12 protein-coding genes are annotated in these 15,569 nt (G+C 73.0%); 5 read left to right on the plus strand and 7 right to left on the minus strand.

Features of this window, described 5'->3' with window-relative positions:
- The first annotated feature begins 428 nt into the window (after positions 1-428).
- Positions 429-1,457 carry a hypothetical protein gene (locus ACFCXS_RS00435; protein WP_376640453.1) on the plus strand — a complete coding sequence of 343 codons (1,029 nt, stop codon included), beginning with the start codon at positions 429-431 and terminating at the stop codon, positions 1,455-1,457.
- A 175-nt stretch (positions 1,458-1,632) separates the two neighbouring features.
- Here ACFCXS_RS00435 and ACFCXS_RS00440 read toward each other — a convergent pair whose 3' ends face one another.
- The 6 genes from ACFCXS_RS00440 to ACFCXS_RS00465 form a co-directional block, all read right to left on the minus strand.
- Positions 1,633-4,269 carry a SpoIIE family protein phosphatase gene (locus ACFCXS_RS00440; RefSeq protein WP_376640455.1) on the minus strand — a complete coding sequence of 879 codons (2,637 nt, stop codon included), beginning with the start codon at positions 4,267-4,269 and terminating at the stop codon, positions 1,633-1,635.
- A gap of 252 nt (positions 4,270-4,521) precedes the next feature.
- Positions 4,522-4,953, minus strand: a complete 432-nt coding sequence (locus ACFCXS_RS00445; RefSeq protein ID WP_376640457.1) for an ATP-binding protein — start codon at positions 4,951-4,953, stop codon at positions 4,522-4,524.
- Positions 4,954-5,134: 181 nt separating this feature from the next.
- Positions 5,135-5,617, minus strand: coding sequence for a (deoxy)nucleoside triphosphate pyrophosphohydrolase (locus ACFCXS_RS00450; RefSeq protein ID WP_376640459.1), 483 nt, complete (start codon positions 5,615-5,617; stop codon positions 5,135-5,137).
- Between the two features lie 62 nt (positions 5,618-5,679).
- Positions 5,680-5,874: an SPOR domain-containing protein gene (locus ACFCXS_RS00455; RefSeq protein WP_033311135.1), complete on the minus strand. Its 195-nt coding sequence runs from the start codon at positions 5,872-5,874 to the stop codon at positions 5,680-5,682.
- 341 nt (positions 5,875-6,215) lie between these two features.
- On the minus strand, positions 6,216-6,968 hold the full coding sequence (locus ACFCXS_RS00460) for a GntR family transcriptional regulator (protein ID WP_376640462.1): 753 nt from the start codon (positions 6,966-6,968) through the stop codon (positions 6,216-6,218).
- Between the two features lie 147 nt (positions 6,969-7,115).
- The gene (locus tag ACFCXS_RS00465) at positions 7,116-8,273 is read right to left on the minus strand and encodes a DUF4190 domain-containing protein (RefSeq protein ID WP_376640464.1); all 1,158 of its coding nucleotides are present in this window, start codon (positions 8,271-8,273) and stop codon (positions 7,116-7,118) included.
- A gap of 95 nt (positions 8,274-8,368) precedes the next feature.
- Between ACFCXS_RS00465 and ACFCXS_RS00470 the strand changes: the two genes are divergently transcribed.
- Positions 8,369-9,580, plus strand: coding sequence for a serpin family protein (locus tag ACFCXS_RS00470; RefSeq protein WP_376640466.1), 1,212 nt, complete (start codon positions 8,369-8,371; stop codon positions 9,578-9,580).
- Positions 9,581-9,784: 204 nt separating this feature from the next.
- Here the strand turns inward: ACFCXS_RS00470 and ACFCXS_RS00475 are convergent, their stop codons facing one another.
- Positions 9,785-10,300 carry a MarR family winged helix-turn-helix transcriptional regulator gene (locus tag ACFCXS_RS00475; RefSeq protein WP_376640468.1) on the minus strand — a complete coding sequence of 172 codons (516 nt, stop codon included), beginning with the start codon at positions 10,298-10,300 and terminating at the stop codon, positions 9,785-9,787.
- A gap of 88 nt (positions 10,301-10,388) precedes the next feature.
- On the opposite strand from ACFCXS_RS00475, the gene ACFCXS_RS00480 reads away from it, so the two are divergent.
- From ACFCXS_RS00480 to ACFCXS_RS00490, 3 genes are all read left to right on the plus strand, one after another.
- On the plus strand, positions 10,389-12,470 hold the full coding sequence (locus ACFCXS_RS00480; RefSeq protein ID WP_376640470.1) for an MMPL family transporter: 2,082 nt from the start codon (positions 10,389-10,391) through the stop codon (positions 12,468-12,470).
- Between the two features lie 118 nt (positions 12,471-12,588).
- On the plus strand, positions 12,589-14,172 hold the full coding sequence (locus ACFCXS_RS00485; RefSeq protein ID WP_376640472.1) for an SDR family oxidoreductase: 1,584 nt from the start codon (positions 12,589-12,591) through the stop codon (positions 14,170-14,172).
- Between the two features lie 4 nt (positions 14,173-14,176).
- A complete protein-coding gene (locus ACFCXS_RS00490) occupies positions 14,177-15,550 on the plus strand; it encodes a cryptochrome/photolyase family protein (RefSeq protein ID WP_376640474.1) in 1,374 nt (457 codons plus the stop codon).
- Positions 15,551-15,569 lie beyond the last annotated feature (19 nt).

Consider the following 15,569-nt stretch of genomic DNA (forward strand, 5'->3'; position numbering starts at 1 on the left):
ACCGACAGGCACACGAGGCGGCGCCTTGACCACCACCGTCGCCCGGCACCGGGAACCCAGTCCTCAGTCCGCGAGCTACGCCGAGTCTCTCGGGGAAGATGCCGCGGGGGACGCCGAAAGGGTCGAGTAGCGGGCCGGCAAGATCGAAATCTTGTTCGACACCGCCCTGCTGCACATGCAGGCCCGGTGCACGGTGGATCCCCGCGCAGCACAGCTCGAGACGTGGGAGGCGTCTGTCTCCGCCCTCGGATCGGGTCGGCACTGTTCGCCGCCACGGGGCAGACCGACAGTGTCGTCGAGTACCGCATCAACCACCGGGTCCGGCGGATCCCGGCCATCGGCCCTCCATGTCTCGTCTTCGAGGGGGGGATCCCGATCCGGGTGGGAGTCCAAATGCCTGCCCAAGCATTCACGCCGGAAGGAGCGCTGTGATCACCTCTACCCCCGTCGCCCGCTGGACCTGGGGACGTGACGACGAGTCGGCCGACGCCTTGGTCTGCTGTCTGCGGGACCTGCTTACCGCTTACCGCGTACTGGCTGATCACCGACTGGCAACGGATGCGCCCCTTGTTCATGTCTCGGTGTCTGAGGCTCGCAAGTCGAACAGTCTCCTCTTCAAGGGAAAGCTCTCCACGGAGGCTCGCACGCCGGGCGAGTGGGACGCCGCGCGAGCTGCCGCGCAGCTGGCTGATCGGGTAAGGGCGGGAATGCGCGCCGGTGACATCGGTTCCGTGGACGCCTACGCCGAGTGCTCGGGCTATATCGTGACGGGCGCCGAAGGGGAGGTGGTCCGGCAGGAGAAGCTGTTCCGGCTCGGGGCTTCCTCATTTGCCGAGTTCGTCACTGTCGACCTGGTGACACACACCGATGCATGGCTGCCCTATGACCTCGAGGGGCGGCAGCAGTACGAGATCCACGCTGCAAACAGCCCTCGCTTGTCGGCGGCACTGAGCGCCCTGTCCGAGGTTCTCGCAGCAGAGACGGACCCGGACGACCCGACATACTTTTCAAAGCCCACCCAAAGCGGCGCCGACAATTTCTTCAATGCCGACGGTGCTGCATCGGACGTGTGGTCCAGTTTCGAGGTGCCGACCCGGTACTACGTCTTCACGCATGCTCCCGGGTTCGGACGCATCGGTTACCGTCGGACGGCTGAGGGTGAGGTTCTGTACGTGCCGGTCCGCGGAGCGGAAGGCGAGTTGCTCGGCTACCTGTGGGCCTCCGACGCGGACAACGCCGCGAGCTTCGAGCCGGCGGACGTCGGCGACGATGCGACCTACCGTGCAGGATTGACCTGGCTTGAGCGTCTGCGGGCTGCGCACGACCGAGGAATGTCGCCATCGGAGGCACTGGCCGAGTTGTCGGCGACGTCTGACACCAGTGCAGGCCTCGTGGATCCGGCGAGCCAACCACGTACCGCCGTCCTCGCCGTCCTGCGCGACCGACAGCAGGACTGACGCACCCTGGCCCCGCTCGCCATGACCGGCTTCGCGCGTGACACGGACAACCGCGCCCAGCAGCCGTCCCGGTCCAGCGCAACCGGTGTGGCGAAGCAGATTCGGCGTGAATCTCCTGGCGGGCTGTCAGCGACCAGTGGTGCCCGGCGCGGAGAAGTGCTGGGGCCAGACCCTGCTAGAACAGGCTCAGCAGTGCCTCCGCCGGATCCGTGAGGCTCGTGTCGCCGCCCGGCAGGGGCAGTTCGAACCACACCGTCTTCCCCCGGGGCGTGCGGCGGGAGCCCCACGCGGCGCTCAGCAGGCCGACCAGTTGGAGGCCCCGGCCGCCCTCGTCGGTGTCGCGGGCCCGGCGGCGGCGGGGCTGGACCAGGCCGGAGTCCCAGACCTCGCAGACCAGGGTGCGGTCGAGCAGCAGGCGCAGCCGGATCTCGCCCTCGCCGTAGCGCAGGGCGTTGGTGACCAGCTCACTGACCAGGAGCTCCGTGGTGTCGACCAGGGGCTCCATGTCCCAGGCGAGCAGCTGGGCGCGCGCGAACTCGCGGGCCCGGCCCACGCTGCGCGGCTCGCGCGGCAGGGTCCAGTCCCCGACGGACTCCGTGGGCAGCCCCTGTACACGTGCCATCAGCAGCGCGATGTCGTCCTCGCCGTGGTGGGTGTCGAGGGTGTTGAGGACGTGGTCGCAGACGTCCTCCAGCGGCTGGGTCGGGTCGGAGAGGGCGCTGACGAAGGCCTGGAGGCCCTCGTCCAGGGGGTGGTCGCGGCTTTCGACCAGGCCGTCCGTGTAGAGCGCGAGCAGGGCGCCCTCGGGCAGTTCGACCTCGACCTCCTCGAAGGGCTCCCCGCCGACGCCGAGCGGCATGCCCGGCGGCACGTCGAGCATCAGCGCCGCCTCGCCCGGCTCGACCAGCACGGGCGGCAGATGGCCGGCGTTGGCGAAGGTGCAGCGCCGGGTGACGGAGTCGTAGACGGCGTAGACGCAGGTGGCGAGGTACACCTCCGACAGGTCCGCCTCGCGGGGGCGGCGGGCCGCCCTGGTCGCCTGCTGGACGCCCCCGGGGGCGCCGAGGCCACGGGCGATCTCGTCCAGCTGGGAGAGCACCTCGGCCGGTTCGAGGTCGAGCTGCGCCAGCGTGCGGACCGCCGTGCGGAGTTCGCCCATGGCGACGGCGGCGCGCAGGCCGCGGCCCATGACGTCGCCGACTACCAGCGCGGTGCGGTGCCCGGGCAGTTCGATGACGTCGAACCAGTCGCCGCCGACCTCGCTGGGCCGGCCGGTGTTGACGTTGCCGGGCAGATAGCGGCAGGCGATGTCGAGGCCGGAGGCCTCCGGGTCGCCGGGCGGGAGCAGGGACCGTTGCAGTATCAACGCGCGTTCGTGCTCGCGGCGGTAGAGGCGGGCGTTGTCGATGCAGACCGCGGCCCGCGCGGCCAGTTCCACGGCGAGGTCGCGGTCCCGGTCGCCGAACGGCTCGCTGCCCTTCGTACGGGCGAACTGCACGAGCCCGACGACGGTGTCGTGGGCGACCATCGGCACGGCGAGCGTGGACTGCACGAGCCCGCCGTCCTCGCCCGGGACGGTCTGGGGCCGGGCGGTGCGCAGGGCGTCCGCGCAGGGCGAGTTGAACGGGTAGTGGTGGACGGCCCCGACCGGGACGGGCACGCCGGCGCCCGCGAAGGGCTCGTCGGAGACGGCGCTGGCGAAGGCCACCCGGCGCAGCTCGGCGCTGCCGTCGGCGAGCCCGGGGGGCGTCTCGTCACCGGCCAGCAGCCCCTGGTAGAGGTCGACCGTGGCCAGGTCGCAGAAGCCGGGGACGACCACGTCGAGGAGCTGACGGGCCGTCGTCTCCAGGTCGAGGGAGTTGCCGATACGGGCACCGGCCTCGTTCAGCAGGGCGAGGTTGCGCCGGGCCGCGGCGGCCTCACGGGCGGCGGCGCGACGGGCGGTGATGTCGGTGCCGAGCCAGGCGACGCCGATGGGGCGGCCCGAACCGCTGTGCACGCGATAGAGGTTGACGGACCAGTGGCGGCGCTCGTCGGAGCCCGGCACGAAGCCCGTGACGTGCATGTCCGTGATGGAGTTGCCGGTCTCCAGCACGCGGCGCAGGGTCGCGGCCACCCGCTCGGCCTCGCCGCGCTGGAGGTAGTCGTGGACGCCCTTGCCGCGGTGGTCGTCGGGCGTGCCGCCGAAGATGGACGCGAACCGCTGGTTGGCGCGCCGGACCCGCAGGTCGGGGTCGATCAGCAGGAAACCGAACGGGGATTGACTGAAAATGGCCTGCGAGGCGGCGAGGTCGGTCTCGATGCTGCGCAGGGTGCGCACGTCGACGACGATGCAGACGGCGGCCTTCTCACCCTCCTCGGTGCGCGTCGGCATGACGTACACCTCGGCGAGTCCCTCGTGTCCGCATTCCCCCTCGGTGCCGCTCGGCATCCGGAAGGGCACCACACCGGTCCACTCGCGGCCGTCGAGGATCTCGGCCATCTTGCGCATGCCGCGCTCGCGGTGGCGCGGGTCGATGAACGCCTCGATGGGGTCCATGCCCACGGCACGGTCGGCGCGGATGCCGAAGAGGTGCTCGGCGCGCAGGCTCCACTGGTCGACCAGCCCGTCGGGGCCGATGGAGAAGGACGCCACCTTGATGTAGTCGTAGATGGATCCGGGGGGACTGCTCTGCCACATGGCGTCCCCGGACGGCACACCGTCGGCGGCGAGCGCGCCTCCCACCGCGGAGGCCAGGCCGTCGGCAGCCCTCGCCCTCGCGCCCTCCGCCGGGTCCTCGGACCCCGTGGCCTTCGCTGGTATCTCGCTCACGCGAACCGTCCCCTCCAGCTCACCGCGTCCGGCACCGGTCACCGGGGGCGGCTGCCCGCAGTATCCAGCACTACGGTGCCGCACAACACGGTGTTCACGATCACAGCACGGTCCCGATGGTTTTCGGTCCGGACCGTGACAACACTTCCAGTCTTCTAACCAGGGGACACGCCCTCGAATCCCGTCCACCGGCAACCGCCACTGGCCTGAACCAATCGCTCTACAGCGGCGGCCCGTACGTACACCGGATATTCACTCCGGAACCGCGAGTTCGAACCACACCGTCTTGCCCGTGGCGCCGGGCCGGGTACCCCAGCGACGGGAGGAGGAGGCCACCAGGTGCAGTCCGCGGCCGCTCTCGTCCTCGAGTCGGGCGGCGCGCTCGCGGGGCGGGTCCGGCAGCGGGTCGGAGACCTCGACCAGGAGCGCGCCGTCCAGGCCCGAGCGGCGCACCAGGCGGACCCCGATGGGCCCCGTGGCGTGTCGCAGGGCGTTGGTGACCAACTCGCTGACCAGCAGTGCCGCGAGGTCCGCGAGGCTGTCCAGGCCCCAGTCGCGGAGTTGGCCGCGCACGGCCTGGCGAGCGGTGCGTACGGCGCCCGGTTCGGCGGGAAAGGTCCAGTCGGCGCAGTCGCCCTCGGTGTCGATCACGCCGATCACTTCCCAGGCAGGAGCCCCACCCATGTCCGGTTTCATGGGGTTAATGAGCACATACCCGATATCAGGGTTGGAGTATCGCGCGGGACGGCGCGCAGTGGCACGAAAGGCGTAAAGGGCGTGGCACGGCAGTGCGATGGTGACCGCACGCCCCGGACGAGCTTCAGGCGCCGGGCTATTACAGCCCCGACAGAGCGGGGCTCTCCGGTCAGCCGGGGCCGGGCTCTTCCGGTCTGCCAGGGCCGGGCTCTTCCGGTCTGCCAGGGCCGGGGGCGCGGGACGACGGGGTCCGCGCGACTCCCAGGTGCGCGAGGGTCTGCCGTACGGCCGGGACGTCCTGGTCGAGCCAGGGCACGTCCCAGATCTCGCCGGGACCGAGCCAGCGCAGTTCGTCGTGGTCCTGGAGCGGCCGGGGAGCGGCTGAGCCGGGGCGCAGCCGGGCGGTCCACACCTGCAGGACGTAGGGCGTCCTGAGAGGCCACTCACCCGGGACGCGCTCGCTCACCTCGGCGTCGACGCCGAGTTCCTCGCGCAACTCCCGCGCGAGCGCCGCGTCGGCCGTCTCCCCGGGCTCGACCTTGCCTCCGGGCAGCTCCCAGCGCCCGGCCAGCTCGACGGGCGCGCTGCGCCGGGCGGCCAGCAGCCGCCCGTCCTCGACCAGCGCGGCACCCACGACGATCCGCTCACTCATGCGGGGAGCCTACGGGAGCCCCTCCGGCCTCCGGTGCCCTCCCCGGGGCGCCCCGGGGGCGGTCAGTCGTGCGCCACGGCCGGCCCGTTCTGGCCGAGCCGCTCGACCCAGTACAACTGCTTGTGGCCGCGACCGTCGAGGCTGTCCGCGATCTTCTGGGCCTCGGCCCGGGTCGCGTACCGGCCCACTCGGTAGCGGTTGCCGTTGTCGTCCTCTCGTATCACGAGCCAGGGGAGAGTGACCGTGCTGTCGTTCATCGCGCCCCTCCACGTCCCGCCCGCGGCCTGTGCCGTGCCCCACCCGCCAAGGAAACCGCAATGCGCATATGCCCGAGCCTACGCCTAACCTTCACGGAGCGAATACGGGTTTTCACGAAGAGGTACGCAACCGGCCAGGACGCAGGGGGCGCACGCCGGTGAACGCGCCGTCCGCGCGCCTCTGCGCAACCAGATGCGGGCATACCGCATACACAGGCGCCCACCTGCGCGAACGAGGCTCGGACCTGGGGCTTGCGACACCCCGGCCCAGGTCGGACCGTACGGCGATCGGGTGAGCGGGGCGCGCGAGGAGCGCGCCGCGGGGCGGATGCGAGCGTGCGCTACTTGACCGGAAGGTGGTAGGCGACCCGGTACCGATCGGCCGGAATGACCACGTCGGCCGTCTCCACCGGACGTCCGGAGGCGTAGAAGGTGCGCTGGATGACCAGGACCACGTGGCCCGGGACGCCGCCGAGGACGAGCAGCTCCTCGGCGAGGCCGGGCCGGGCGCCGACCTCCTCCGTGACGTTGTCCACGACCACGTCGATGGCGCGCATGCGCTCGACGACGCCCATGCCGCCGACCGGCCCCTCCTCCGGCAGCATCACGGGCGTACGCCCCGTGACGGCGAGGGACTCCCAGGACGTGGAGAGCATCATCGCCTCGCCGCCCTCGCGGTAGAGATACCGCGTGCACATGACCCGCTCGCCCGGCTCGATGCCCAGCCGCTCGGCGACCGCGACACTCGCCTCGGACTGCTCGCTGCTGGATTCCCACGTGCCGCGGCCCTCGCCGTCGGCCTGCTCCTGGCGGAACGGCGTGGCCCCGCCGGACGGGCGGTAGCCGGAGCGGGAGATACGCCGGGGCACGGGCCGCTCGCGGACATAGGTCCCCGAGCCGGAACGCCCCTCGACCAGGCCCTCCGCCATGAGCACCTTGCGGGCCTCCAGCGCGACCGTGTCCGAGACCCCGTACTCCTGGCGGATTCTGGCCTGGGAGGGGAGGCGGGTGTGCGGTGGCAGCTGACCGTCGACGATCTTCTGGCGGAGATCACCCGCGACGCGCAGATACGCCGGCTGCTCACCGAATGTCACTGGCCGCTCCCATCAGGTTGTACAGACAGCAACAGCGTGGCAACCGTAGGTTGTGCGGTGCAAGCAAAGGCCAGAGAATCACTCGATGTGATGACAAGGGAGGGTGGAGGGCTTTACGCAGGCACTTTCTCCCCGCTATAGCCGCCGTCACACCTGTGCTTCGGACTCTTTCTTCTCGTTCTTCTCGCCGTCCCCTAGGGCCGGCGGGGTCGCCGCCAGACCGAGGGCCTTGCGCGCCGTTACGGTCGCCGGCCCGTCCACGAAGCCGTACGCCTTGCCGTAGTGCGCGTAGTAGGTGTCCGCGTCACCCGCGGTGCTCGCCCTCTTCCACTCCGTCCGGGCGTCCTCCAGGTCCGCGACGAGGCCGCCGACGGGTGTGCGGGCGCCGGCCGGCCAGGCGTGCCGGCGCAGGACCCCGATCTGTTCGCCGAGCACGTCGTGGACCCGGGCGGCCCAGGCCCGGTGGGCGGCGAGGTCCGCCTCGGGAGTCGTCTCGGGCTCCTCCTGGAGCGCCGCGTCGAGGGCGTCGGCCGCCGACAGGAAGACGACCTGGTGGGTGTCGAGCGTGGTGGCGTCGCCGCGCAGGGAGCCGGTGAGCCCGGCCTCGGAATCGGTGTTGCCGAAGATGCAGGTGATCGCGCGGTCGCCGTAGCGCCAGCTCTGCCGGGACGGCATCAGGTAGTACACGCCGACATCGGCCGGCATCGCCCAGGTGTCCATCGCGTACTGCTCCTGGAGGGCGTAGCACTTCTCGTCGGCGACGTCGGTGATCCGGGAGTCGCCCGGGAAGGCACCGCCGGGCAGGGTGACGACCGCGAACACCTCACCGTCGTGCCCGCCCCGGCACGGCACCCGGTCGACGTCGGAGGTGTCGCCCTCCAGCCCGCCGGGCGCGTGGAAGCAGTCGCCCTTCTCCAGCGACAGGCTCTCGTTGCCCTGCACGCCGTCCTTGATCCCCTCCCATGCCTTCGACGCGGCTCCCGTGGACAGCACCACCGCCCACAGGGCGATCCCGGCGAACGACAGCACCGACCCCGCGATCGCCATGCCCCGCCCGCTCTGCCCGGACCGCCGGATCTGCCGCAGCGCGATCAGCCCCGGCACGAGCCCCGCGGCGGGCAGGAAGCAGAGCACGCCGAGGACCAGTGCGGCCACGGCGAGGGCGTTGACGGAGACCGGAGCGCCGTAGGGGCGGCCGGCAGGGCCGAAGGGGGTGTAAGCCGGGTTTCCCTGGGGCCGGTTCACCACGGGCGGGGCGAACGGGTCCTCGGGCTGCCGGCGCCCGGGGGGCGGGGGTATCGACACGGGTACGGTGCTCCTGGCTGAGGCGGTGCGGAAGCGGCCGTCCGGAACCGGCATACGGCTGGGCGCATCGTAAGCGGCGGGGTCACGGGGGCGGAATGCGGGCGACGAACGAGGCGATACGGGCGGCGAACGCCCTCACGGCCCGCTGGGCGTCGCACGTCTCCGGGGGCACGGTGTTCTCGGCGGCGGGGGTGTGGCCCCTGCTGGCCCTCCTCGCGTCGGGAGCGAAGGGGGCGGCCCGCGAGGAGTTGGGCGACGCCCTGGGTGTGCCGGCGGACCGGGCGGCAGCGGCGGCGCGGGAGCTGCTCGCGGCGCTGGCGGAGATCGACGGTCTGGAGTCCGCGCTCGGGTTGTGGACCGTGCGGACGCTGCAACTGCGCGAGGAGTGGGCCTCGGAGGTGCCGGTCGGGGCGCTCGGGGTGCTCACGGGAGACGCGGGCACGGACCGGCGGGCGCTGGACGCCTGGGCCGCACGGCGAACCGGCGGGGCGATCGAGCGGATGCCGGCGGTGCTGCGGCCGGACACGTCCCTGGTGCTGGCGAGCGGGCTGGTGCTGCGGACGGACTGGGAGGTGCCCTTCAAGGGCGACCTCATGCCGTGGGGCGATCACGACCGGGCCGGGCTCACCCGCACCCGTCCCGGGCTCGACGACGTGGCGCTCGCGCGGACCCCGGGGGGACCGGTGACCCTGGCGACGGTGCGCGGCACGAACGGGCTGGACGTCCTTCTCCTCCTCGGCGACACGCGGTTGACGCCCGCTCAGGTCATCGGGGCAGGGGTCGACGTCGTCGGCGGTGCGCTCACCGCGGTTCCCGGGAGCCGGCTGCCGCACGGTCAGGCCGGGCCCGGGCTGCGGCTGGAGAGGCTGCGCACCCACCGGCCCGAACCGCCGGCGCTGACGCTGAGCACCGCCGAGTTCACTCTGACCGCGGATCACGACCTGCTGGACCACGCGGCGTCGTTCGGTCTCGCCACGGCCGCGGACGGCGCCCCGGGCCACTTCCCGGGCATCAGCGCCGCACCGCTCGCCCTGGCCTCCGGCCGGCAGTCGGTCACGGCGACGTTCAGCGCCGAGGGGTTCCGCGCGGCGGCCGTGACCCTGATGGAGGCGGTGTGGCTGGGCTGGGAGGACCGGCCCGAACCTCAGCACGAGACGACACGGGCCCACGCCGTCTTCGACCGCCCTTTCGGGTTCCTCGCCGTGCACCGCGAGACGGGTCTCGTCCTCGCCGCGGGCTGGATCACCGACCCGAAGCCCTTCCCGGAGGACGGGGACGCCTACGTCCTGGACACGTCGGGAGGCTGACGGCAGGTCGGGGCGGACGGCAGGTCGGGGCGGGTGCGGCTCGTCCCGGCCGCCCCGGACGCCGAGCACACACCCCTGCGTCTCTCTCTCGGCGACGACGGGGCCGGCGCGGTCCTCGGTCACCTCGACCAGGTGCGGGACGAGGTCCCGGCGCGGGAGAAGCGCGGCCGGGACACCGGCTTCGACCGGGAGAAGCGGGCCTCGTCAGGCGGAGCCCCGGCGCAGCAGGACGAGTTCCGCGTTCATCTCGGCGAGGAACCGGACGACCACCCCCAGCTCCTCGGGGCTGAAGCGGCCCCGGGCCGCGTCGGTGCTCCGGGCCAGGGGGCGGAAGCAGTCCCTCGCCAGGCCCCGGGCCGCGTCGGCGTAGTGCAGGTGCACCACGCGGCGGTCACCGGCGTCACGGACCCGGCGGATGTGCCCGGCCCGCTCCAGCCGGTCGAGGCAGGCGGTCACCGCTCCGGACGTGAGATTGAGCTGCCCCCGCAGCCGGCCCGGGGTCATGGGCTCGCCCCCCGCGTCCGGGTCGGAGTCGGAGTCGGCGTCCAGGATCGCGATCAGGGCCTGCATGTCGGTGAGGTGCAGGCCCTGTTCCTGGGCGAACTCCTGGGCGATGCGGTTGAACTCGCTGTTCATCCGGCGCAACAGAACGGCGAAGGTCTGCAACCCGGTGGGGTCGTCCGACGGAAGAGATGCCGTGGGTGCATCGGAGCCGCTCATCCCCCCAGCCTAGTATCTCTCAATGATTGAGATACTTTATGAGTGAGTTACTTCTTCCGTGACTCACTTCCTACGGCAGGGAATGCGCATGAGTACCGCACCGCGTCGGGCCCGGTGGCTCGTACCGCTCGTTCTGCTGTTCGTCTGGCTGGGGGTGGGCGGGACGCTCGGCCCCTACGCGGGCAAGCTCGGCGAGGTGGCCACCAACGACCAGGCCGCGTTCCTTCCGCGCAGCGCCGAGTCCACCCGGGCCCTCGAAGCCCGCACAGCCTTCGACCGGTCCGGGACCGTGCCGGCCATCGTGGTCTGGACGGCGGACGGCGAACGCATCACGAAGGAGCGGCAGGCCGAGGCCGGCCGGGCCGTCGCCGCACTCGCCGGGAAGCCCGGCGTCGTGGGCCGCCCCTCCCCCGCCCTGCTCTCCGACGACCGCGAGGCGATACAGGCGGTCGTCCAGCTGAGGCCCGACCTCGGCGACGAACTGCCCGCCACCCTCGACACGGTGCGCGAGGCCGCCCGGGGCGTGCCCGGCACCACGGCGCGGATCGCCGGGCCCGCCGCCAGTCAGGCCGATCTGTCGGACGCGTTCGCGGGCATCGACGGACTGCTCCTCGGCGTGGCCCTCGGGGCCGTGCTGCTGATCCTGCTGCTGGTGTACCGGAGCGTCCTGCTGCCGTTCCTGATCATCCTGGGGTCGGTCTTCGCGCTGGGCCTCGCCTGCGCCGTGGTCTACGCCCTGGCCGGCCGGGACGTGGTCCGGGTCGACGGCCAGGTGCAGGGCATCCTGTCGATCCTGGTGATCGGCGCCGCCACCGACTACGCCCTGCTGCTGGCCGCGCGCTTCCGGGAGGAGATCGCCCTGCGCGAGGACCGTTTCGCTGCCGCGGTGGCCGCCGTGCGCCGTTCCTTCGGGGCGATCACCGCCAGCGCCGCCACCGTGGCGCTGGGGCTGCTGGCCCTGCTCGCGAGCGACCTCACCAACAACCGCGCCCTCGGGCCGGTCGGCGCCATCGGCATCGGCTGCGCCGTGCTCGTCACCCTCACCTTCCTGCCGGCCGCGCTCGCGCTGCTGGGCCGCACCGCCTACTGGCCCTCCCGGCCGAAGCCGCCGCAGGAGTCCGTGGAGGGCAGCGGCGTGTGGCGCCGGGTGGCGGCCGTCGTGTCCGCCCGGCCGCGCCGCACCTGGGCGGTGACGGCGCTGCTGCTGGCCGGGTGCGCGGCCTTCTCGCCCTCCCTGTCCGCCAAGGGCGTGCCGCTCGACGAGATCTTCGTGAACGACGCGCCCTCGGTGGCCGCGCAGGCGACCCTCGGCGCGCACTTCCCCGGCGGGTCCGGCAACCCCGCCGTGATCATCGCCGACGCCGACCGGACAGCCGAGGTGACGGCCGCCGCGCGCGGCACCGAGGGCGTGGCCTTCGCCGGTGCCGTCTCCGCCTCCGGACGGCCCGGGGCGGGCGAACCGCTCGTCGTCGACGGGCGCGTACGCGTCGACGCCACCCTGGAGGCGGCCGCGGACAGCGACGCGGCCAAGAGGACGGTCGAGCGGCTGCGCGCGGGGGTGCACGCGGTGCCCGGGGCGGACGCGCTGGTCGGCGGCTACACGGCGCAGCAGTTCGACACCCAGCGGACCGCCGCCCGGGACCGCACGGTCATCGTGCCGATCGTGCTCGCGGTCATCCTGCTGATCCTGGTGCTGCTGCTGCGCTCGCTGCTCGTGCCGGTGCTGCTGGTGGCGACCGTGGGGCTCAACTTCCTGGCGACGCTGGGGGTGTCGGCGCTGGTCTTCCAGCACCTTCTCGGGTTCAGCGGCACGGACGCCTCGGTGCCGCTGTACGGCTTCGTGTTCCTGGTGGCGCTCGGCGTCGACTACAACATCTTCCTGATGTCCCGGGTCCGGGAGGAGGCGCTCGCGCACGGCAACCGACGGGGCGTGCTGCGCGGGCTGACCACCACCGGCGGCGTGATCACCTCGGCGGGTGTGGTGCTGGCCGCGACGTTCGCGGCTCTGATGGTGATCCCCCTGGCGTTCCTGGTGCAGATCGCGTTCATCGTCGCCTTCGGGGTGCTGCTCGACACGCTCGTGGTGCGCTCCCTGCTGGTGCCCGCGCTGATGATCGGCATCGGGCGCCGGGCGTGGTGGCCGAGCGTCCTCGCCCGCCGGGAGGACTGAACCGCCCGCGGCGCCCAGGGGTGCATCCGCCGGGACCGCCGAGCCGGAAGTGTTCCCGTCAGGGCCGGTCGTGATCCGGCAGCACGGCAGCGGTGCGGGGCGCCGGGGAGGTACGCGTATGACGACGGACGGGCGGCGGCTGCACTGCCTGGTCACCGGGGCGTCCGGATACGTCGGCGGGCGCCTGGTGCCGGAACTGCTGCAGGAGTGCCATCACGTCCGGTGTCTGGCCCGCTCGCCCGGCAAGCTCCGCGACCACCCCTGGGCGGCGCACGCCGAGACGGTCCGGGGCGATGTCACGGACCCGGACTCGGTCGCCGCCGCGATGCGCGGTGTCGACGTCGCCTACTACCTGGTGCACGCCCTGGGCTCCGGTTCCCGCTTCGAGGACACCGACCGCGCCGCCGCCCGGGTCTTCGCCGAGCAGGCCCGGGCCGCGGGCGTACGGCGGATCGTCTACCTCGGTGGGCTCACGCCCCAGGGCGTCCCGGCGGCCTCGCTCTCCGCGCACCTGCGGTCCCGGGCCGAGGTCGGGCAGATCTTCCTCGACTCCCCCGTCCCCGCGACGGTGCTGCGGGCCGCCGTCGTCATCGGCTCCGGCTCGGCGTCGTTCGAGATGCTGCGCTACCTCACCGAACGCCTGCCCGTCATGGTCACCCCCAGCTGGGTGCACACCCGCACCCAGCCCATCGGGGTGCGCGACGTGCTGCGCTACCTCGTCGGGTCGGCCACCATGCCCGACGACGTCGACCGGGCCTTCGACATCGGCGGGCCGGACGTCCTCACCTACCGGGACATGATGCTGCGTTACGCCTCCGTGGCCGGCCTGCCGCGGCGGTTCATCGTGCCCGTCCCGGTCCTCACCCCGCGGCTGTCCAGCCACTGGGTCGGCCTGGTCACCCCGGTGCCCGCCTCCCTGGCCCGGCCGCTGACCGAGTCGCTGCGGCACGAGGTCGTCTGCCGCGAACACGACATCGCCCGGTACGTGCCGGACCTCCCGGGCCGGCCGCTGCCGTTCGACGAGGCGCTGTCCCTGGCGCTGCGCAAGGTGCGCGAGGCGCAGGTCGCCACCCGCTGGTCCTCGGCCTCGGTGCCCGGGGCGCCCAGCGACCCGCTGCCCACGGACCCGGACTGGGCGGGCGGCAGCCTCTACCAGGACGAACGGCAGCGGCCGGTCGACGCGTCCCGGGCGGCGCTGTGGAAGGTCGTCGAGGGCATCGGCGGCGACAACGGCTGGTACTCCTTCCCGCTCGCCTGGGCCGTCCGGGGCCGGCTGGACCGCTTCGCGGGCGGGGTCGGACTGCGCCGCGGGCGGCGGGACACCGAGCGCCTGCGGGTCGGTGACTCGCTCGACTTCTGGCGGGTCGAGGAGCTGGAACCCGGTCATCTGCTGCGGCTGCGCGCCGAGATGCGGCTGCCGGGACTCGCCTGGCTGGAGATGTACGCCGAGACCGACGACGACGGCCGCACCCGCTACCGGCAGCGCGCCCTGTTCCATCCGCGCGGCCTGCTGGGACACGCCTACTGGTGGTCCGTCGCCCCGTTCCACTCCGCCGTGTTCGGCGGCATGGCCCGCAACATCGCCCGGGCCGCGTCCGAGGGCACCGGCGGACATCGCCGGACCTCGCGCATCCGGCGGGCCCGCGAGCGGCGAAGTGTCCGGCAGCAACGAACGGCATCCGCACCACCGCACCAGGAGTGACACCATGACCGTCGCGGTCGTCCTGTTCACCTCGGACCTGCGTCTGCACGACCATCCGCCCCTGCACGCCGCGCTGAACTCGGCCGACGAGGTGGTGCCCCTGTTCGTCCGCGACCCCGCCGTGCACGCCGCCGGCTTCGACGTGCCCAACCGCGCCGCCTTCCTCGCCGACTGCCTGGCCGACCTCGACTCCTCGCTGCGCCGCCTCGGCGGACGGCTGGTGGTGCGCAGCGGGCCGGTCGCCCGCGAGGTCCGTGCGGTCGCCGCCGCGTGCGGTGCCACGGAGGTGCACATGGCGGCGGGGATCACCGGCTACGCCCACCGCCGCGAGGAGCGGCTGCGCAAGGAACTCGACGCCGACCGGGTCGCGCTGCGGGTGCACGACAGCGTCGTCACCGCCGTCGCGCCGGGGGCCGTGACACCGCTCGGCTCGGACCACTTCGCCGTGTTCACCCCGTACATGCGCCGCTGGTCCAAGGAACCGCTGCGCGACCTCCTGCCCGCCCCGCGCGCGATCCGGGTCCCCGGGACGGCTCACGGCGAGGAACCGCCCTCGCGCCCGCAGGCGGCGGACCTGTCACCCGGCCTGCCGCCCGGCGGGGAGTCGGCGGGGCGCGAGAGGTTCGCGCGCTGGGCGGACACCGGCCTGGCCCGGTACGAGGAGCGCCACGACGACCTGGCCGGTGACGCGACCTCACGCCTGTCGCCCTACCTCCACTTCGGGGCGCTCTCGCCGGTGGAGGTCGTCCGGCGGGCCCGCGAGCGGGGCGGTCCCGGGGCGGAGGCGTTCGTCCGCCAGTTGTGCTGGCGCGACTTCCACCACCAGGTCCTCGCGGCCCGGCCCGAGGTGTCCGTCCGGGACTACCGCTCCCGGGACGACCGGTGGCGCGGCGAGGAGGAGGCCGCCGAGGACATCGCCGCGTGGCGGGAGGGGCGCACCGGCTACCCGGTGGTCGACGCGGGCATGCGCCAGCTGCGGCACGAGGGCTGGATGCACAACCGGGCGCGGCTGGTGGTGGCGAGTTTCCTGACCAAGACGCTCTACGTGGACTGGCGGATCGGCGCCCGGCACTTCCTCCGGTACCTGGTGGACGGCGACGTCGTCAACAACCAGCTGAACTGGCAGTGGGTGGCCGGCACCGGCACCGACACCCGCCCCCACCGCGTCCTCAACCCCGTCCTCCAAGGCAAGCGCTACGACCCGGACGGCACCTACGTACGCCGCTGGGTGCCGGAGCTGGCGGACGTCGCCGGCGCCGCCGTGCACGAGCCCTGGCGGCTGCCGGACGACGAACGGGCCCTGCTGCGCTACCCGGAGCCGCTCCTCGACCTCGGCGAGGGCCTGGCCCGCTTCCGGGAGGCCCGGGGGCGAGGGTGAGCGGGGGCCGGGACGCGGA

Source organism: Streptomyces sp. NPDC056373, assembly GCF_042262425.1.
Taxonomy (GTDB): Bacteria; Actinomycetota; Actinomycetes; order Streptomycetales; family Streptomycetaceae; genus Streptomyces.